Annotated in this window: 20 protein-coding genes; 2 read left to right on the forward strand and 18 right to left on the reverse strand. The window is 43.3% G+C overall.

Going from position 1 to position 19,529, the window contains the following annotated elements:
- Positions 1-133: 133 nt before the first annotated feature.
- The 5 genes from NO352_RS10375 to NO352_RS10395 form a co-directional block, all read right to left on the reverse strand.
- Positions 134-337, reverse strand: a complete 204-nt coding sequence (locus NO352_RS10375) for a hypothetical protein (protein ID WP_289355574.1) — start codon at positions 335-337, stop codon at positions 134-136.
- Positions 338-613: 276 nt separating this feature from the next.
- The gene (locus NO352_RS10380) at positions 614-2,023 is read right to left on the reverse strand and encodes an MFS transporter (protein WP_390917827.1); all 1,410 of its coding nucleotides are present in this window, start codon (positions 2,021-2,023) and stop codon (positions 614-616) included.
- Between the two features lies 1 nt (position 2,024).
- Complete coding sequence (locus tag NO352_RS10385) at positions 2,025-3,212, reverse strand: amidohydrolase (RefSeq protein ID WP_289355575.1); 1,188 nt, start codon at positions 3,210-3,212, stop codon at positions 2,025-2,027.
- A 202-nt stretch (positions 3,213-3,414) separates the two neighbouring features.
- Positions 3,415-5,757 (reverse strand): helix-turn-helix transcriptional regulator, encoded by a 2,343-nt coding sequence (locus NO352_RS10390; RefSeq protein ID WP_289355576.1) that lies wholly within the window; start codon positions 5,755-5,757, stop codon positions 3,415-3,417.
- 583 nt (positions 5,758-6,340) lie between these two features.
- The gene (locus NO352_RS10395; protein ID WP_289355577.1) at positions 6,341-6,799 is read right to left on the reverse strand and encodes a cupin domain-containing protein; all 459 of its coding nucleotides are present in this window, start codon (positions 6,797-6,799) and stop codon (positions 6,341-6,343) included.
- Positions 6,800-7,140: 341 nt separating this feature from the next.
- On the opposite strand from NO352_RS10395, the gene NO352_RS10400 reads away from it, so the two are divergent.
- Entirely contained in the window at positions 7,141-7,506 is a 366-nt protein-coding gene (locus tag NO352_RS10400) for a carbohydrate-binding protein (protein WP_289355578.1), read from the forward strand.
- A 185-nt stretch (positions 7,507-7,691) separates the two neighbouring features.
- Here NO352_RS10400 and NO352_RS10405 read toward each other — a convergent pair whose 3' ends face one another.
- The 3 genes from NO352_RS10405 to NO352_RS10415 form a co-directional block, all read right to left on the reverse strand.
- Positions 7,692-8,420 carry a DUF981 family protein gene (locus NO352_RS10405; protein WP_005550723.1) on the reverse strand — a complete coding sequence of 243 codons (729 nt, stop codon included), beginning with the start codon at positions 8,418-8,420 and terminating at the stop codon, positions 7,692-7,694.
- 89 nt (positions 8,421-8,509) lie between these two features.
- Positions 8,510-8,848 (reverse strand): DoxX family protein, encoded by a 339-nt coding sequence (locus tag NO352_RS10410; RefSeq protein ID WP_163979166.1) that lies wholly within the window; start codon positions 8,846-8,848, stop codon positions 8,510-8,512.
- Between the two features lie 163 nt (positions 8,849-9,011).
- Positions 9,012-9,440: a MarR family winged helix-turn-helix transcriptional regulator gene (locus NO352_RS10415; protein WP_005550721.1), complete on the reverse strand. Its 429-nt coding sequence runs from the start codon at positions 9,438-9,440 to the stop codon at positions 9,012-9,014.
- A 284-nt stretch (positions 9,441-9,724) separates the two neighbouring features.
- On the opposite strand from NO352_RS10415, the gene NO352_RS10420 reads away from it, so the two are divergent.
- Positions 9,725-9,931 carry a carbohydrate-binding protein gene (locus tag NO352_RS10420; RefSeq protein WP_005550720.1) on the forward strand — a complete coding sequence of 69 codons (207 nt, stop codon included), beginning with the start codon at positions 9,725-9,727 and terminating at the stop codon, positions 9,929-9,931.
- An 86-nt stretch (positions 9,932-10,017) separates the two neighbouring features.
- Here the strand turns inward: NO352_RS10420 and NO352_RS10425 are convergent, their stop codons facing one another.
- The 10 genes from NO352_RS10425 to NO352_RS10470 form a co-directional block, all read right to left on the reverse strand.
- Positions 10,018-10,548 carry a GNAT family N-acetyltransferase gene (locus tag NO352_RS10425; protein ID WP_289355579.1) on the reverse strand — a complete coding sequence of 177 codons (531 nt, stop codon included), beginning with the start codon at positions 10,546-10,548 and terminating at the stop codon, positions 10,018-10,020.
- Positions 10,549-10,832: 284 nt separating this feature from the next.
- Positions 10,833-11,126, reverse strand: coding sequence for a TFIIB-type zinc ribbon-containing protein (locus NO352_RS10430; RefSeq protein ID WP_268620648.1), 294 nt, complete (start codon positions 11,124-11,126; stop codon positions 10,833-10,835).
- A gap of 338 nt (positions 11,127-11,464) precedes the next feature.
- Positions 11,465-12,604: an efflux RND transporter periplasmic adaptor subunit gene (locus NO352_RS10435; RefSeq protein WP_289355580.1), complete on the reverse strand. Its 1,140-nt coding sequence runs from the start codon at positions 12,602-12,604 to the stop codon at positions 11,465-11,467.
- Between the two features lie 21 nt (positions 12,605-12,625).
- Positions 12,626-13,441, reverse strand: a complete 816-nt coding sequence (locus NO352_RS10440; protein ID WP_289355696.1) for a carbohydrate ABC transporter permease — start codon at positions 13,439-13,441, stop codon at positions 12,626-12,628.
- 70 nt (positions 13,442-13,511) lie between these two features.
- Positions 13,512-14,378 carry a carbohydrate ABC transporter permease gene (locus tag NO352_RS10445; protein WP_289355581.1) on the reverse strand — a complete coding sequence of 289 codons (867 nt, stop codon included), beginning with the start codon at positions 14,376-14,378 and terminating at the stop codon, positions 13,512-13,514.
- A complete protein-coding gene (locus NO352_RS10450) occupies positions 14,371-15,825 on the reverse strand; it encodes an ABC transporter substrate-binding protein (protein ID WP_289355582.1) in 1,455 nt (484 codons plus the stop codon). Before NO352_RS10450 ends, NO352_RS10445 begins: the two co-directional genes overlap by 8 nt.
- 233 nt (positions 15,826-16,058) lie before the next feature.
- Positions 16,059-16,823: a hypothetical protein gene (locus NO352_RS10455; protein WP_289355583.1), complete on the reverse strand. Its 765-nt coding sequence runs from the start codon at positions 16,821-16,823 to the stop codon at positions 16,059-16,061.
- Positions 16,820-18,259 carry a sensor histidine kinase gene (locus NO352_RS10460; RefSeq protein WP_289355584.1) on the reverse strand — a complete coding sequence of 480 codons (1,440 nt, stop codon included), beginning with the start codon at positions 18,257-18,259 and terminating at the stop codon, positions 16,820-16,822. The genes NO352_RS10455 and NO352_RS10460 overlap by 4 nt, the downstream gene beginning before the upstream one ends.
- Before the next feature lie 3 nt (positions 18,260-18,262).
- A complete protein-coding gene (locus NO352_RS10465; RefSeq protein ID WP_005550705.1) occupies positions 18,263-18,919 on the reverse strand; it encodes a response regulator transcription factor in 657 nt (218 codons plus the stop codon).
- Positions 18,920-19,256: 337 nt separating this feature from the next.
- Entirely contained in the window at positions 19,257-19,514 is a 258-nt protein-coding gene (locus tag NO352_RS10470) for a hypothetical protein (protein ID WP_289355585.1), read from the reverse strand.
- Between the last annotated feature and the right edge of the window lie 15 nt (positions 19,515-19,529).

Raw genomic sequence — 19,529 nt, forward strand, 5'->3', positions numbered from 1 at the left:
ATCTACATTGCCTCACCTCCTTAATTTCACAATCAATATACCCTACCCCCCTATAGTATGTAAAGGGCTATTATAAAAATTTTAACAATTTTTTTAAGGCTCTCCATGAAACGAAGGAACTTCTTTGGTTGGATCAAATAGCGGGGTCGCCTGCCGGCTTCACCTGTGGCACGATCCGAAGCAGCCAAACCGAAAAGTGAAGCGGGAACAAGAAGCAGTTACAATAGCGTGAGGTCCCGCCTCTCTCCGGCCCTTTAGCCCAGTCGTTAACATGCCGCGGATCGATAGGCGTATATGCCGCATCGCTTGCCACGGCATAAGACTCTTGATTAGACATTCAGCAACTCGGCAATAGGATCAAGTTTTTGTCCTCAGCTTGGGACAAAAACTTGATCCTATAAAACAAAAAAGCCGAACTAAGGCGGCTTTTTTAGGTGTTTATATAGGATATCGTGAAGTTGCTTCTTCAAGAAAGCTCTGGATGGGCATGCAAATGTCCGATCTCAATTATCTCTTCATTCCGAGCTTCGAGCATAGATAACAATAGATTACGCATACTTAACTCCTCCAATTCGCTTATTCAAATCCAGTTTAATTTATAGATTGGATCCGATTAAGCTTTTGAAGCTTTAGAGAGCTTCAGCTTCTCCGTCTTCTTGTCACTAGGGACGAGAACAAGAATGGAAAGGATCGACAGTACGCAGAATGCAACATTCACGAGAAGGCCAACAGACGCCGCAAGTTCCAATTTGCCGGAGGCCGCTATTGTTCCATACACTGCCGCGGAAATCGCCACACCGAAGGAACCGCCTAGCGAACTTGCCATCTTGTAAATACCCGAAGCCACCCCGATTTTATCGGAAGGCGCAGCGGTTACCGCTGTATCGGTCGAAGGCGTCGCATACATTCCCAGGCCGATGCCGAACAACATAAAACCGATAAACACGAGGATAGAATAGGTCGTTCCTTCAACAAAGGTACAAGCCATCAAGGCAATCCCGATAGCTGTCAAAGTGGAACCGAGTAGCATCGGTCTACGCGCCCCGATCTTCTGCAGAATCTTCTCACCAACTCGAATCATGACCAGCACACTGACCAGATAACCGAGCGAGAGCATGCCTGTTGCAAATGCCGTGAAACCGCGACCCACTTGGATATACGTATTCGCGACCACAAGTGTACCGGCAACCGCATTCAACAGAAAATTGGAAATCGTTGCACCGGAATAGGCTTTATTCATGAACAAGGAGAAATCAATGAAACCGCTGCCAGCTTTATGAGTCTCAATTTTGAAGAATACAAAGGCAGACAGCAAGAATACAACAATTAGCAAAATCGTGGCAGCGCTAGTCCAACCAAACGAGGATCCACGGGTAATGAACAGATTCAATGAGATCATCGCTACGATAAAAGTCAACAAACCGCTAGCATCAAACTTAGAATTTCCGGTCTGTTCACCCTTACTCTCAGGAGTTCCCTTGATCAGGAAGATCCCGAGTATTGCGAACACAATGGAGATAATGAAAATCCAGCGCCAGCCCATATAAGTGGCAATCGCGCCCCCGGCAAAAGAACATACGCCCGAGCCGCCCCAGGAGCCGATCGACCAATAACTTAGCGCCCGCTGACGATCCGCTCCGTCATAATAAGTTTTGACTAGAGCTATCGTAGCCGGCATGATGCACGCGGCCGATAACCCCTGAACAATCCGTCCGATAATCAACAGAACGGAGCCGTGGGCAAGTATAAGAAACAAAGAGCCAATGATGCTAAGCACTAACCCAACATAAGTTAGCTTCATACGTCCAAGCTTGTCCGCTAATCCACCGGCCACGACGATAAAAATCCCGGAGAATAATGCCGTCAAACTGATCGCGATATTAAGGACATCCAGTGAGATTCCTAGATCGGCTTGAACGTCTGGTACGATGTTAACCATGGATTGAGCAAATAGCCAAAAGGTGATTACTCCGAATACAATCCCGATGATCAGCTTATTTGTACCTCGATATTGGGTTTCCATATTACTTGTCATCCCTTCTTAAGTAGTCTACAACCACAGCGCCCATCGCTTCTGCAGCAATAAGCAAGCAGTCTTCATTGATGTCGAATTTAGGATGATGATGCGGGTAATACGTACCGTCTGCCGGCATCGCCCCAACGTAGAAGAATACGCTTGGGCGTTCTTTAGCATAATAGGCGAAATCCTCGGAAGGAGGCTGTGGTTCACAGCGTTCCACTCCAGTGACACCAGGTATCGAGCTGTTCTTTAATGAATTAGCTACGAATTCCGTCAACTCCGGATCGTTATAGAGTACAGGGTAATCATTCTTGTAATCCAGTTCATACGTAATTCCGAACATGGCCTGTAGTCCATCGAGTATCCGACGAATCTCCCGTTCAACCACTTCACGGGTTTCTTCGGTCATAACCCGCACGTCACCTTCCAGTTCCACGGAATCTTTAATGACATTGAAGCTTCCCTTGCCATCGAAGGAGCCAATGGTAATCGACGCTACATCAAACGGATTCAAGCGCCGGCTAACAATCGTCTGCACCGCTTGAACGAAATAACTTCCAGCAACAATCGCGTCATTGGCCATATGAGGCGAGGAGCCATGTCCGCCTTTGCCAATAATTTTTACTTTGAAATAAGCGCGCCCGGTCTGTATATTTCCTTCGCGATAAAATATTTTTCCCGTCTCCAGCGTAGACATCACATGAATGCCAAATACATTATCTACGCCATCTAGGCAGCCATTTTTGATCATTTGCATTGCGCCGCCAGGAGGAGTCTCTTCCGCATGCTGATGCAGGATAACTATCTTGCCCTGGAGCTGATCCTTCATCTCGATTAAGGTCTCGCCCAGAATGAGCATGTAAGCTGTATGCCCATCATGACCGCACGCATGCATAACGCCGGGGCTCTCCGACGCAAATGGAAGTCCGGTCTCCTCTGTAATTGGAAGCGCATCGAAATCGGCGCGGATAGCAACCGTCTTCCCCGGTTTACCGCTATCGATCGTAACGACAACTCCATTTCCACCAACGTTGTTACGAACTTCACAATCCTTATCAGCATAGAAATTGCGAATATATTTAGCTGTATTCTCCTCATGAAAAGATAGCTCAGGGTGAGCATGCAAGTAACGCCTTATCTCAATGATCCGCTCTTTCTTTTCGCGTAGTCTTTGAAATAATTGTTCCTTCATTCCAAATGACCTCCTTCATTTTGTCCTGTTAAGTAACATCAACATTGAACAATGTTTATATCCTTATATTAAAGAAATCCAGTCCAATTTAAGTTCGTTATATTTACCTGTTATTCTTATTTTTTGTCATCTTTGCTGACCTTTAAGCATCACAGGACAAAAAAAGGAATTTCCATTTTACTTTTCTTCCCCAGCGGTTCAGTTATTCATAAATTTTGTGCAATTCAATGAAATGAATCGCATTAATGTCCAGATAAGCATAAAAAGACCATTCTTCTTCAATCCAATCATCCGCTAATTCCAAGGCAGGCAGAGACGCCTGAACAATATAATTCATCACTTCCAGATCCCGTCCGTATTTGGTAGTGACTTCTCCCCATTTGTAATAAAGCGCCCCATGTGTGCGGTCAAATATGAATTTACGGATTTGGTACGGTCCCGGTGCGAGTCCGGACAAATGGATATGCAGCTCCTTCCTCAGGCTTTTAACATAAATCTCTTCCACGGAGTAACGTGGATTGAAGTTTTTGCGATTGAACAGAACCAGCTGATATCCTTTCTCGTTTTGCGTCATAATATAGTCATTGCCTTGGGCTACGATTTTACCGCGGAGACGCTCTTTAAATTGAACCGCATAGTAGGCAGGCCTTTTTCCACTGTAATAATGAAACAGTTCAAGCCCATCCAACACAATGTTCCCGCCCTTATGCTCTTCCTCATGCAGCTCTGTGCTCAGCCAGAAGCCGATGCCTTCTACCTCACTGCTAAGATCAAAGATCATCTTCATGATCTGGGCTCCGCGAAAGAATATCCCGTTCGTATATCGCGTATTCCCGCTTAACGTATTCCATGTAATGAGGATAAGCGGCTTCTCGATGTGCTGCTGATTCAGATATTTCTTCAAAGCCAGCGTCTTCGAAAGAATATAATCCTCCTTTTCTTTGAATTCGTTGACGTCGTAGTTATCAAAGTTGACGACCTCGTTCTGATTGGCGTTATACGATATGAAATCAATATGTTTCATCTCCTCCAGTTGCCAGCGGTGTGAAGTAGAAATTTCGGAATTCTGCTCTGAGAAGGGCATAAATAAGCCAACCTTCAAGCTTTGAGAACGGTTCTTCAAAACTTGGTACAACCTTAAATAGACGCGTCTCATTTTTGCAGCCGATACAAGTGTCAGCTGAGGATTAAAAAACATGACACTCCAGCTGCCCACAAACCGCGGGCCAAATACATTCAGAACATGGCAAATGAACGCGTCCAGCTTTTTAAAATATCGCTCTTCATCCTTCGTAATCTCCTGATATTCCACCCGAATAAACAAATCAAGGCCTGCCTGCTGCAAAAAATGCAGAGTAATGTCCGCATTCACATACGGCGATGAGGTTGCGAACGGCTCGTCCGTCTCCACCTCAGGCAAAAAGGTTCGACCATATATCAAATTCCGTATTCCTACATGTGTAATGCGCAGCTCATGTTTGGATTGCAGGACCTGCTGGCGCACATTTTCCTTAAGCAGTTCCTTCAATTCGCCAATCACTAGAATATGATCGCTTGCCGCAACCTCCGCCGCCTTATCCGGGCGAATCTGGATTTCTCTCGTCTTGAACTGTGCTTCATTAGGTAGTTGACTTGTATCGGCGTCTTCAATGTATCGGGATAACCGTCCAATGAGTTCCGGAGTGTAGAGGATCGGGGGGATCTCCGTTATATCGGCCGCGTTTCTCGTATCCTCATGCATTCCACCGGAATGCTCCAGCCGATACTGGCTTGGTGATTTCCCATAGTTCATTTTAAATACCGTACTGAAATGCTTCGTACTTAGAAACCCATGATTAAGCGCAATTTGCAAAATCGGCTCTGTCGTATATAACAGGGCTTCCACGCTATGCTTCAAACGGATCTGGTTTAAGTACTGCTGGAAGCCGATACCTGTTATTTTCTTGAAATAACGAGATAAATACGATACCGATAAATACTCCCTATCCGCTACCTCCTTCAACGTCAAGGGTTCATCATATTTTTGCTCCATATAGTTCATAATTCGAGTGATTCTCTCATCGAAATGCTTTCCTGTCCGCAGAGAGATTTCTCTTCTAAAGAAACGGGTAAGCAACAGCATCGTCCGATAAATATTGCTCTGGATCTCAAGATTACTGCTGTCATCATTCCTAGAGCTGGAGATTATCATTTCCGATAAGTGCCGGCGAAGCATGCCCAGCATATTTTCCCGGCCATAATCCATCTCCTGCGAGATACAATGAAACCGGGAGTGGAAGTATCCTTCATAGTGAGAGGCAAAAAAATGTCCGGCTATCTGCAATACGATCAGTACATTATTGTCACTTCCTCGAATGGAATGGCTCTCATTATGATTGATGACCATCACATCACCTTCATGCAGGGTGTAGTTAGACTGGGTAATATGTATTTCCACCTCGCCCTGAATCATGAAAATGATTGTAACGCCTGAAAACTGTGTTGGCGGAAGGTGCTTAATATTTTCCACCCTCACCTGATAGTCCTCTCGTCTCTGCATCGCCATTGGGGCCAGACCTCCTGTTATTTTTTTCTCATTATAAGGCCTAACCATAAAACACAGAGTGATCAAAGATTCACAATAGGCAATGTAATCTCTATAAAGCACTGCTCCAGACAGATCATCCACTCCGCGAAAACTATTTTATGAACGCATTTTTGACTATCTTTCTGCATACACTGGCGAGTGTGAATTAGGCCTTTGTTCTATCATGTTCATAAGCAGCACCAATTATTGATCCATGGATGATATGAACCAGCTTCGTGTCTGGATGATCGGCTACAAATTTATGGGCAAGGCCAATAGTCATGCTTATCGTGTTCTGCCTATGTTCTTTCCACAGGCGCTCAAGCGGGAGTAGGTATCTTTCTCCTCCCGGATACAAAAGCACCGGAATTGCCAGCCACACCACACCAATAATACAACCGCCAATCTGGGAATGTAGCCCTCTATGCAACAAAAAAAGTGCCCGTATGAATTACAGGCACTTTGATAAAAATTTGATTTAGTTCTGACGATTTAATCAACTTTGCTGTTGCTTAATCAATGCACTGAGAAACCCTTGGGCATTCAGTAGAAAATTAGAATGTTACGCTTGTTCTGCCCAGTTAGCCGGATATGTTACATAGATAAATCGTGCATATTCTGGCACAGAAAATTGAATCTTACTTCCTTTTGGAATCAGGATCACTTCTCCTGGATCAGCTGACACCTTTGTACCATCAATGATAACATCCAGATGTCCCTCAATCACATAATCAATTTCATCATAGTTAAGTGTCCAGTCAAAGGTTGTCTCTTTCATTTCCATGATACCGCAGCCAAGTCTTGGACTTTCCTTTAGCGAAAAAAGATCTTTACAATAGACGATATCATTAGGGTTGCCTGTATCGAGACGATCCTCTTCTGTTACTTTCATATTTGGCACTTTAACGGAAGTAATCCCTCCAGGACCTCTATGAACATTCTCTTCAATAGCATCGGATCCTAATTTTTCCATGATGATTTTACGAACCATCTCTTCAATCATCTTTTTATCGATACTCATGGGTACCCTCCTCTAATTTCTAGGTGCAGTTTTTTTGGAACCATTTTACTTGCAATGAGCATAGCAACCAATAGAGCTGTGATACACTTTCCTGATCTTCAATACAGATAATAAACACAAAGAGGCCTAAAGTTATACCGATTCCGTAGGAATGTTATAACCTTAAGCCTCTTTGCTTTAAGTAAGACTACGCCTTTGTAGTCCTCTATTACATATTAAACGTGAATGAAACTATTGTTCCACACGCTGTAGATTCAAATTGCATGCTCCCTTTTAGTTTATCCTCTACATAGCTATTTACAATAGATAAACCTAAACATTTTTGTGAACATTCTTCAACGTTGACAGCTTCTACGGACAATGTTGGATTGATCGGCTATGACATTTATGTAAATAACAATCCTATTGTTAAAGCAAGATCAACTAGCAACTCCGCCACGATCAGTGGATTAACAAGTGGTTCATATACGTTTACTGTTAAGGCTCGGGATGGCTTTAGTAATTTATCTGCGGCAAGTAACTCGGTGACCGTTCAAGTTCAAGTTGACCCCTGCCCTGCTCCATGGAGCGCTTCCTCCACTTATGTTCAAGGTGACATTGTTTCTTATAACGGTGTGAAGTATAAAGCCAAATGGTGGACGCAAAATGAATATCCAGATCTGAAATGTGGCCCTAACGATGTTTGTACTGTGCTTGATCCTTGCTAAAAAGAATAAATAACTTGATTAAATAAAAGAGAGGTAGGGGCATATCCATTCCTTACCTCTTCTATTATTATCTTCGATAACCCTATACTTCAGCTCTAATAGCAGGTTAATATTTCTCTCTTTATCTTTTATGCAACCCGCATTTTATCGAATTGGGAGCGATAGTCATTGTATCTCATTCAATACTATTTGGGCATTGTATTCACAATCAATCCAATATGTGTAAAGTAGTTCATGGCTCCAAATAGAACAAAGGCTATGCCTGCAAGTGCCCAAAGGAATTTAATAACTTTAGCAAAGTTTCGATTTGCGTCTTTGTTTAAGGCAAAAGGAAATAATACAGCTCCAATCCCTATAATCGCGAATAATCCTGACATAAAAGTAGCTTCCAACATTGGATAATCAGCAAAAGCTCCTGATATTGGTTCTTCTGGTGGCGCTGCAAATAATTGAAATCCAATACCTGCAAATGCGATTGAGATGAGTGCTAGCCCCATTGCTGCAGCAAAATAAGATACTGGTTTTAATAAATACGGTAATTCCGCCTTTAATGTATTGGATACTATTTTCGTATCGTTCATATTAATGCCTTGTTTTACATATAGATTAGATTTTCTCCATATTAAGACGGTTGCAGCCAGAAGCAGAACCCCAAAACCTAGAGACGACTCACCAAATATAATATCATCAAATGGGAATCCAATCTTTGACAAGGGCCAAGTAAGGGTCATATGAGCTCCTGTTAGCGTTAATATAAACCCGGGTATTCCAAATCCTATAGCCCAACCTTCTAGTTGTCCAACTTTTCCTTTGGCTAAATGGGATTCAAATCGAAGAATTAATAATAACCCTATACCAGTTGCAACTGACATTATTGTGTTATACACAGCTGTTGTTGACCAATCGATAACCATTTAAAAAACTCCTCACTTAAAATTTCCTTTAACTTTATTCATATTTCTTCAGCAAAGTTAGAAGGATTTTATCATCACTAGCTTTCAGACTAGATCAAATGATTCATACTGACGATGATAGACAATAAGCAAAGTACGATAGCCGGTATTGCTTTTGGAAAAGGATCCTTAGCAATAGCAAGAAGAGTAAAGGCTGCGACAAACATCGTAACCGCTAGTAAAAATCCTGCAATAACAGCCGCTATTGGAAACCAAATACCTGCAAATAATCCGATTGCAGATGCAATCTCAATAAATCCCGTCAAAAAATTAAAGATGGGAGGCATGCCGAAACGCTTGAACTCATCTGCCATTTTACCGGAAATAATCTTACTCCCAGTAAACATAAAAAATAATCCTATAATAACTTGCAAAATGATAATAACCAAGAAAATCCCCCATTTCTCGCAGCATATTATATGCTATAGCATATAATATGCAAAAATATTTATTTCCTCTAGCCAAAATCGTTTCTTAAAAGCTTTCATAGACGTAAGACCATAGAGTTGGGTCTTGTGCGTACCGTCTCGGGTAACGTGGAACGAAGATGATCTAACCGTCTTCCATAACACTTGCATACAGTTTTTCAAGTAAAGATTCCAGTTCCTGAATTTCATCTTCACTTAAGTACCTTGTCACGTGCTTGTGTGCTTCGATGACAACCGGCAGTAGTTCTGATTTGAGTAGTATTCCTTTATCGCTCAGATATAAGTTATGGGATCGTTTATCTGTATCATTTACAATCCGTTTGACGATCTCCTTCTTCTCGAGCGAGTGGATCATTCGAACAACCGTGCTCTGATCTCGGTCGATTGCTTCCGCAAGCTCTTTTTGAGTTGTTGGTCTATCCCCGTCTAGAACACTGATAATACTCCATTGCTCTGGCGTCATCTCATAGGGCTTTAATTGCTTTGTAAAATAGTTGGTCATTTTAACATCCGTACGGTGAATCAAAAAACCCGTCATATTATACAATTCCATAGTTTCCCTCCAATCATTAATATGGACTGTTGACTTACCTATAGTACCCCATTACTCCAGTACACCTGATTCCAATTCACATAGTCACATCATTGAACTCATACTGTTTCATTTTCTTTCACAAAAATTACATGCTATAGCATATAAAAAATTATTTAAAAAGTCAAGTATTACTCCCTCTATGTAGAAACGCATTTCTCTTAAATGCTCACGTGTCCTTAGAATTTGATCGTTTGTAGATAAATTCATAGTGGTACCAACTTAAAACAACGGAAATTATGGGGATGTTGAATCTGCAAAAGATCTTTACCCCCCTCTCTGTAAAAGTGGTCCCCGTGGTAAAGTGTGGTTGCAACTATTCCACTTATGTTCAAGGTGATATTGTTTCTTATAACGGTGTGAAGTATCAGGCCAAATGGTGGACGCAAAATGAATACCCAGATCTGAAAAATGGCCCGAACGATGTTTGGACTGTGCTCGGTCCTTGCTAAAAAGAATAAAAACTTGATTAAATAAAAGAGAGGTAGGGGCATATCCATTCCCTACCTTACCTCTTCTATTATTATCTTCAATACAATCAATCTGATATTAATTTTGAATAAATACTGAGATCGTTAAACTTTCCGTCTACTCTTTCATATTGTCTGAGTGTTCCTTCAAACGTAAAGTTGAGCTTTTGTAAAAGCTTCATAGAATTCACGTTTCTAGGGTCAACCCTTGCTTCGATTCGATTCAGCTTTAAAGATGAAAATCCATGTTCGATCAAAGAAGAGATAGCTTCTGTATCGTATCCTCTTCCCCAAAATGATTTAGCAATGTCGTACCCAATCTCTGCCTTGCCATTTTCAAAATCTAAGTCATTATAACCACAAGAACCAATAATTTCATTGGACTCTTTTTTAATGATGGAGAAACGAATAGCCTTACGATCTTGAGAAAGATCATCAAGGAGATTAATCATTTCCTTTGCTTGATTTTCATTCGTAAAACAACAAATATTCATATATTTAATAACGTCTGGATCAGACCAAATTTTGAACAAACTAGACGAATCCGATATCTTCATTTTTCTCAAATGTAAACGTTCTGTGTGTAACTCTGTAATCAATACTTTTACCTCCATTATATGATAATAGTTAGGTTAAAAAATATTGACATCTGCGCATAGTTCAGTCCCTTCATTTTTTAAAGATAGATACATTATATAAGAGGCTATGGGCTTTATCTACACTTAATCCCAAAAAAGGACGGAGTTTAGGCAGGTATATCTTCTTAATCGGATCATCTTATCATGATGTTGGAAATTTCTTCCCAGAACAAAAAAATCCTAATGCTACGAGGCAGGCGTATGCCATTTCCATAACAGAAGGATTCATTAGACAAGATGCTGTTTTAATCGAATATATCTCCAAGCCGGTCTAGGACGCTTTTCTTTTTATTGTGCTTATAGTGCGGCGGGTATCCGGCATTCGGGCTATGATAGGGATAATCTGATTTCTGCGAACGCCGGTCGTCTTCATCATACCACTCCTTGTACACTTTACGTTCTTCCCTTACGTCGGACATGAGCTTCTCCAGCTCGCCTCTATCCAGCCATACTCCCTTGCAGTCCGGGCATACATCAATCACTACGCCCTCTTTTTCAACTTCACGCATACGGACATTGTTGCAAATCGGACAATTCATCGGACATCCCTCCATTTATCGTTAAGAATGAAAAAAGACCCCTGCCAAGCATCGGCAAAGGTCTGTTATCATCCATATAGAACCCTTCACCTAAGGCTGGCAAAGGTCTTGCTTACAACGGAATACGTTGCCAATAAAGCCGGGGCATGCACCCGAATTGACGACTTTACTGTAGTAGCTACTCCCCTTCTACACAGAAGCGCTATTCAATTAATCACATTATAAAGTTACTTAATCTGAATGTCAATCACAGATATGTAAACTACTTCCGTATCTTATTATAAGCGATGAGCCATGGAATCGAACCAGCAATTTGAACTTCGTGATGCATAGTTCTGTTATAATCGAATTTTATCGCCTGCCTGAAGCGGCTCGCTGCTCTCGGTGACGATTTTTCCCTCTTCGAACAATCCTTCGGTTACGGCCGATACGGATTCATTGGAATCGATAACGGTAACGGGCAGTTTCCGAATGTAAAATGCGTTGCCGAGCGGACCATTTTTTTCCTCGATTCCAAACACATACTTTTGGCCGCCGTCATCGCGGATCGCTTTATTAGGTACGAGGAGCGCATCGTCCGTCACTTTCGTCAACTCGAGCTGAGCCTTCTCGCCGCCTTTTATATCCTGATTTTTAAACGTAATCCGTACAAGCTTCATGGAGACTTCGGCGTTCGTTCTTTTTCCATCTGGGGCACCGGTCTGATAGCTGGAAACGGCATTTTGGATATGTTCAATGCGGCCTTCAACTTGAAGAGCCTGGCTTCCCTCCACCCGTACTTTGACGCTCTCGCCCGCCTCTAAAGAAGCGGCCATAGTTGCCGGGGCAAGGAATTCAAACTCAAATCCAAAGCTTTTGTTTGAAATAACGACATCGGGAGCTCCACCAGAAGGCAGTCCTTCCGTCGCGCCGACCTTTGTAACGACCCCGTCAAACGGAGCAATCAGCATGCCGTTCGCTTTCAAATCATGTTGCAGCTTCTGAATTCGTCTCTCCTGAACCTCGAGATCGACTTCACTGATGCCAAGCGCATTTTTCGCTGCTGCAATCGCCTCTTCGTCCGCTTTTTGCGAAGCCTCGATAAAATTGCGCTTCAGTTCTTCCTGCGAAAGCTTCAGCTTTTTCAGACTGGCCTGTTCGTCCAAGATTTGCTGCTCGGCCGCTTCTTTGTTATATATGACGAGCGTCTGTCCCTTCTTCACAGGCTCCCCTTCCTTAACGAGTACTTTCTCCACTCGCCATCCCGAGTTGTTTGACAAGGCCGTTTCCGCCTTCCATTTCACCACCCCGCTGCCCGAAAAAGTATGAACAAGCTGTCCCCTGGACGGCATCGCCAACACTACCTTGGGCAAGCTCATCGTTGCTAACGTATTGCTAAACAGTGTAAATCCAACCAAGAGCCCGATAAACAAGCCAAATACGAGGCGTATGTTTCGTTTCCGACCGATTGCTGACTGTTCACTTCGTTGTAATTCCATACCGTTCACCTCATGTAAGGTCTATCCTTTTATCCCCGATAGCTGGATTCCCTCGATAAAATAGGACTCCGCATACAAGAACAGTAAGATCATCGGAGCCATATAAATCACGGATGCGGCAAAAGCAACTCCGCGGGCTCCTTCATTAATGCGCGATAAGTATAAAGATAGCGGTTGCTTGACGGAGTCCTCCAAAAAAATGAGCGGCTGCTCGACCATGTTCCAGTTGTCAACAAACAACAATACGATTAATGCAGCAATTCCGGGCTGAATCAACGGAACGATGATTTTGCAAAAAATCTTTCCATGTCCGGCTCCATCCATTTGCGCCGCTTCGATATACGTTTGCGGGATATGCAGCATGAACTGCCTCAGCATAAACACCCCGAAAGCGCTGAAAATTCCCGGCAAAATAATCGCGGATTCGGTGTTCATGATTCCGAGCTTATCCGCAATGATGTAGTTGGGGACCAGCGTGACTTGGAAGGGCATGAGCATGGTCATTAAATAAACGAAAAACAGCTTATCTCGCCCCCTGAATCGGAGCTTTGCCAGCGCATAAGCAGCCAAAGACGCAACGAAAATCTGTCCGACAATGATCGGTACGACCAAGAAAACGGAATTCCAAAACATTTGCAGGAACATAGGCTTATAGATCAGTACTTCCGAGTATTGATTAAAGGATACCCAATCGGGAATCAGCTTTATATTAATGAATGAGTCGTTTTCCCCCGCCGCGATCTGAACCATCTTGCCGATGAGATGGTAGTTATGGTTAATTTCTTCCTCGGTCATCAGTGAGTTGGCAAATGTGACCGCAACGGGAAACAACATCATCGTGGCGATCGGGAACAGTACCAGTGTTCGCACAAGCTTGCGAAATATAGCCACTTTCACTCCCCCTCGCCTACTCCATAAAATTCCGGAAACGCCGTTCGATGGCCAGCATGGAGCTTACGAAAATCAAGATGCCCCCCACCATAACAACGGCCGCCGCGGTCAGCTTTTGGATATCCAGCGATAGAAACATGTTGTTCATATAATGCTGGAGCATGTAGATTTGATCATGCGGATAATCGCCCGCGATCAGATACGTTTCGCGGAACACTTTGAACGAATTGATAATGGACATGAGAACGACGAAAAACATCGTTGGCGTTAAATAGACTAAAGTAATATGAGTCCATTGATGGAATTTTCCCGCTCCTTCGATCTCCGCCGTCTCGTAATATTCCTTTGGAATGTTCCGCATGCCGGCCAAAAACACAATGATGTTATAGCCGATGTTTTTCCATACATAAACGACTGCCAGCACGACGATAGCCCAATCTGATTTCATCCAATCAACCCGCCCCCAATGCAAGCTATGCAGCCATTCATTTAACGTTCCGTTCCAGTCGAATACGATTTGCCATACCATCACAATGGAAGCGACAGGTACAACAAGCGGCATTACAAACGCGGTTTGCAGCCAATTCCGGATAAACAGTTTTTGGTTCAGAAGATGGGCAAATAATAGAGATAGAGCAACGATTAGCGGTACGCATACACCGGTAAACAGAAAAGTGTTAGCTGCCGCTTTGCGGAAGGAAGCGCTCTCCAGCAGCGACTCATAATTGTGCAATCCGACAAAAGAGCCGATCCCCGGGCTATCCAGAAATGAATACAGTCCCCCCATGATAAAGGGAATCAAATAAAAGATGGCAAAGCCTATCAAGCTTGGCGCCAAGAAGAGCGCAGCTACGGCCACATCATTGCGCAGCAGCTTATTCATTGAGTACCGTGGTTACCCGATTTTGAATCAGCTCGGCCACAGCTTCCGGGGTTTTCTGCCCGCTGAAATAAGCAAGGGATTCTTCCTGCACAATCTTATCGATTTTGTTAGGACTGCTCCGAGGAGGATGAACCGGATAGATAGCCCCGTTCACGAATTTCTCCAAATCGTCAATATCCTTTTGAGTAATCTCGAATACTTGGCCTTTCATTGGTCCGATCGGTTGATCGGATTCCACCTTCCCCGTTTTCAACAGCTTCATGGATCTCTTCTTATAGGAAGCTTTATTAATGGAGAAACCGGTACTTTTCGCTTGAGATTGCATTTCTTCGGATACCATATACTTGATGAAATCCCAAGCTTCCGGTTTAACAGACGACTTGTTGTTAATGCCGAGCGTCATATACGTCCTGAACGTTGCTCCAGGTTTCCCCTCTTCCGGATTCGGACTCAAGTAGAGCTTCGACTTGTAAGCGAATTTGCCCCCAAACTCACTTTGCCTTAATACGCGTATGTAATCTTCCGGTGAATTAATTTGAACCGGGTTGAAAATCAGGGAAAATTCAGTTGAATTAACAATTTTATTGTCGTACAAGGATTTCACTTGCTTCATCATCTGAATAAAGTTGCTTGTATCAAATTTGGCTTCCCCATTGACTTGGTCCACATACGAACCGTATTGATCATTGAAAAATTTGGACAGCATGTGCTCGGGCGTAATTCCGCCTAAGGCATACCGAAAATATTCTTTATCCGCATTCTTAGTCAACTGTTTGGCGGTTTCGGCGAAATCAGCCCAGGTCCACCTCGTATCATCGAACGTAACTCCGCTCTTCTCGATGAATGTTTGGTTTCCTATTAAACCATAAACAAAAAAATATAGCGGCATCCCGTAAATTCCACCGTTGGCCTTAATACCATATAGCACGTTATTGAAATAGTCCTCTTTTTTAAAAGCGGGATCCTTGTCGATGATTTTGGACATATCGGTTAATAAACCTTTGGTGATGTAATCGGCTGAAGGCAATTGATCCAAATTGATAAGATCTGGACCTTTTCCGGATAGCAAGGCCGTATTCGTCGTCTTAACGAATTTCTCCATACTTTGTTCCAACTGGGAATCATCGCTTTCGACGGATTGCAGCTCAATCGTAATGTTAGGATGCTTTGCTTCATAATGCTGCTTCGCCAGCTTAAAATAATCGTTTGGAAAACCGGTTGAGAACACAATCTTTTTTTTCTCCGTAGTGGATGGGGGCTGCATCGCTCCTTCGGTTCCCGACGACTCGGCATCATGACCTTTCTGCGTCGTTTGGGTTGTATGATCACTGACGCTTCCACTTCCTCCGGTTCTATTGCCGTTTCCGCTGCCGTTACCGGTACTGCTGCAGGCCGAAACGGCAACCATAGAGAAAACGGTTGTCAGGATAATCAAAGTTCTTTTCATGGGGCACTTCCTCTCGATTACAGTATGGTATTCACCGCGCTCGCGGTTCTCCATCAGTATAATGAGCCGATATATGAGAAGTTAGATGGACTTGTATAGAAGTTGTAAAATCAATCCCCACAAAGTGAAGCTTTGGCTCGGAGTAATTTCAGTTACTTTACGGGGAACCCCGATATTAAGCAATAAAAAAAGCCGATCGCTTTAGACAATCGACATGGAGACTATGAATCTGGCTATTTTACTCGGATATAGCTCAGCAGCGCCATAATCTCTTTACTGAAACCGCTGACTCCGTACATATGAAAGCTTACCGTAACACTGTATGTTAATGTTTGGTTATCTTTGCTCGTATAGAATACTTCCGCTTCACCATCCATACCCCACCGCGTCATGTCTTGATTCAGCGTCAACTCAGACAGCGGGTAGCTTCCTTCTTCCTGAATGAACCGATTCGCAATATCGAAGACCTTATCTCTCGCAATCTCCTGCGCACGACTTTGCTTGCCGCCTGATCTCGAAATTTTGACGATATCGCCGTCTTTTGCATTCAACACCACATCATAAACCTCATTGGGCTTCACAGATTGTGTTAGGGTTACATAATATAGACCTCTCGGGATTTGATCGAGCAAGGCTTTGTCTCTATAGTAAATTTGATCGGGCAAGACTTTGTCGCCGTAGTAAACTACAGGTTCTTCTTGCGGCCGCGGGCTGTTCAGCAGATCGTTAAGCTTGTTCTGGTCTACGTACACCGATTCGAATCGAAGCTCATTCATTGTTACATTCATTTCGTAGTATTTATTGATCGCCTGTAGACTGAGGGTTTTCGCCGTTTCTTGAGAAAGCACGCCTTCATATTCCGGTTCGATGCCCGGGTTCTCTTTCATGATTTGTTTGACCATCACTTTATCCTTGGGGATCGCGTTAAACCAGTCTTCACAACCGGTCAACAGGACAAGGAATGCCATGCACATAAACGCGACAATCCATTTTTTCACGAATGTTCCCCGCCTTTCGATTGGAACGGAGCAAAGTCGACTTCAATGATCGTTCCCTGAACCTCATTGTCTGAAATATGAATGTCGGCATGATGCAATTTGGCGACACTTTGACAAATCGAGAGGCCAAGGCCCGCCCCGTTATTGCTTCTCGTTCTTGCTTTATCCGCCATATAGAACGGCTCGAAGATTTTATCCCGATGCTCTTCGGCAATCCCGATGCCTTGATCGACGATCTGAACAATATAATGGCTGCCGCGCCAGAAAGTACGCAGCTCAACGGTCTGGTTTTCTGCCGAAGCTTTAATCGCATTGTCTACGAGATTGAAGATCAGCACCTTAATCATATCAGGATCGACAAGCAAGCTCCCTTCCTCGCAATCCGTGTCGATATGAACCCGCTTCTCCTTGGCCATGATCTCCAGCGCCGGCCGAATTTCTGCAACAATGGCTCCGAACTCATGCGCCTCCATTTCGAAGCGATCCTCTTGAAGCATAATCAAGTCCATAAGCTTCAGCGATAACGATTCCAATCGTTTTCCTTCCGAATAAATGACGTTTAAGCCGTCAAGGAACAGCTCCTCGTTGTATTTCGTCGTCCTCATAAAATTGGCATAGCCGATAATGGAGGTTAACGGCGTTTTTAACTCATGAGTAAAATTATCGATGAACCTTTGCTTTTGTTGATTGAGCCGTTCAAGATCCGAAATTTTATCCTCCACGACTGCAGCCATTTCATTAAAGTTATTGGCTAATACGCCGATTTCGTCTTTGGACTTCATATGAACCCTTTCCGAAAATCCACCTTGAGCGATGACCTGCGCCGTCTTATTCAGCCGGTCTATGGATCGTGTCAATCCTCTGCTCACGAAGAACATAATCAACATAAACAGGAAGCAGGCCGCCAAATCCACCTTAAAGAAAAAATGATACTGATCCACCCGATCTTGATATACGGGAGTTACATCTACCATGTAAGTAAACACATAAGGTTTATGATTGATATTCGCCAGGTTCGAAGTGAAGAGAATCGTGCGCTCGTCAATGTCCCGCAAAATATAGCGGATTTCATTATCCTCCAGCTTGTCCAGCTCGTTGCGCTCGGCAGGCAGCGGAAAATCCATATTGCTGAACACCGACCGGTTCGTTTCGTCCCTGATATCCAGGTACACCCGTTTATCGCTGTTTTTATGTATAAATTCATTGGCAATTCTCGTTAGTACCGTTTTCTCGTAATCAATTGAGTCATAGATGCGCAAAATCGGTACAATCGCTTCAACGCTCGAATGGATACTCATATTTTGACTCATCGCATTGTTGATTTCTTGTCCGAGCATTTTGTTATGGCTCCGCTCAATGACCGTGATGGAAGCTGCATGAAAGATGATTAGAAATAAGAGGATCGTGAAGACATAAATTTTCTGCCAAAACTTCATCACCTAGTCCTCCAGCCGGTAGCCCATTTTGTAAATCGTCTTGATATGATCCTGGAGATCCAATTTCTTGCGAAGCGATTTGATATGCATATCGACCGTTCTCGTCTCCCCATAATAGTCGTATCCCCATACTTTTTCGATGAACTGTTCTCTGGAGAGGGCAATATTTTTGTTTTTCAGCAGAACGACGAGCAAGTCGTATTCCTTCGGCGTTAGCTCGACGGGTATCCCCTGTTTGAGGACTTCCCTTTTGTCCAAGTCCACTTGAATCGTTTGAAACGCCATCAGCCGCTCTTCTTTGCCGTATCTACGCAACACGGCTTCGATCCGGGCTAGCAGTTCAATCGCTTCGAAGGGCTTGACTATGTAATCGTCCGCTCCGAGCTTCAACCCATTAACCTTGTCGTATACCGAATTTTTCGCCGTCAGAAAAATGACCGGAATGCGGTAGGGACGAATGTTCTCCATCAATTCGAATCCGTCCATATGCGGGATCATCACATCCAACAGGATGAGGTCGAACGGCGCCCGCTTCAGCGCCTCCAGTGCTTCCAAGCCGTCGTAAGCCTCGGTTGTCTCATAGTTTACTAAATTGAGGTTCATTTTAATAATTTTCGAGATATGAATATCGTCTTCGACAATCAAAATTTTTTGTGACATGACCTGAGCACTCCTTGCAAGGTGCAGTTCTTATGTTCCATAATAAGGAGAATAGATTACGACAGCAAGTGCAACTTCAAGATGGAGAAAAACCGTTACCGGATCGCGACTTTCTTCACTACTGCGGGACGGTTTGCAGATCTGTCTTTCTTGCATTTAATTAATATTAAATCTCCATAATACGGCGACGCATAAGGCAAATTGGGCGAAACTCCGTTTAAATAATTGTCGGCCAACTGAACGCATGAACTTATGAAAACGCGAATGACCCGTATAATTTTCATATTATACGGGTCACATTTCTATCAATTAGATGTTTTTTGCGATTAATCGTACATTAAACCGATCCTGTGCCTTTTCCTTGCATCATTGAGTTATTTTGCATCATTCCCTGAGAGTTAGAATTTCCCCCTCTTTGATGACAATTGTTGTACATTTGCTCCAATTCTGAATCATTTAAATTTGGATGCATTTCTTTCATGAAAGGAAGCATGTCTTTAAAGGTACCTGGATTCACATCTGCCGCATAAACAGCAGATCCGATTCCAAGAGTCAGAACAGTTGCACCAACTATCGCTATGAACTTGTTTTTCATGTTGTCACCTCCTTT

It is taken from the genome of Paenibacillus sp. S-12 (assembly GCF_030363895.1).
GTDB classification, from domain to species: Bacteria; Bacillota; Bacilli; order Paenibacillales; family Paenibacillaceae; genus Paenibacillus_B; species Paenibacillus_B alvei.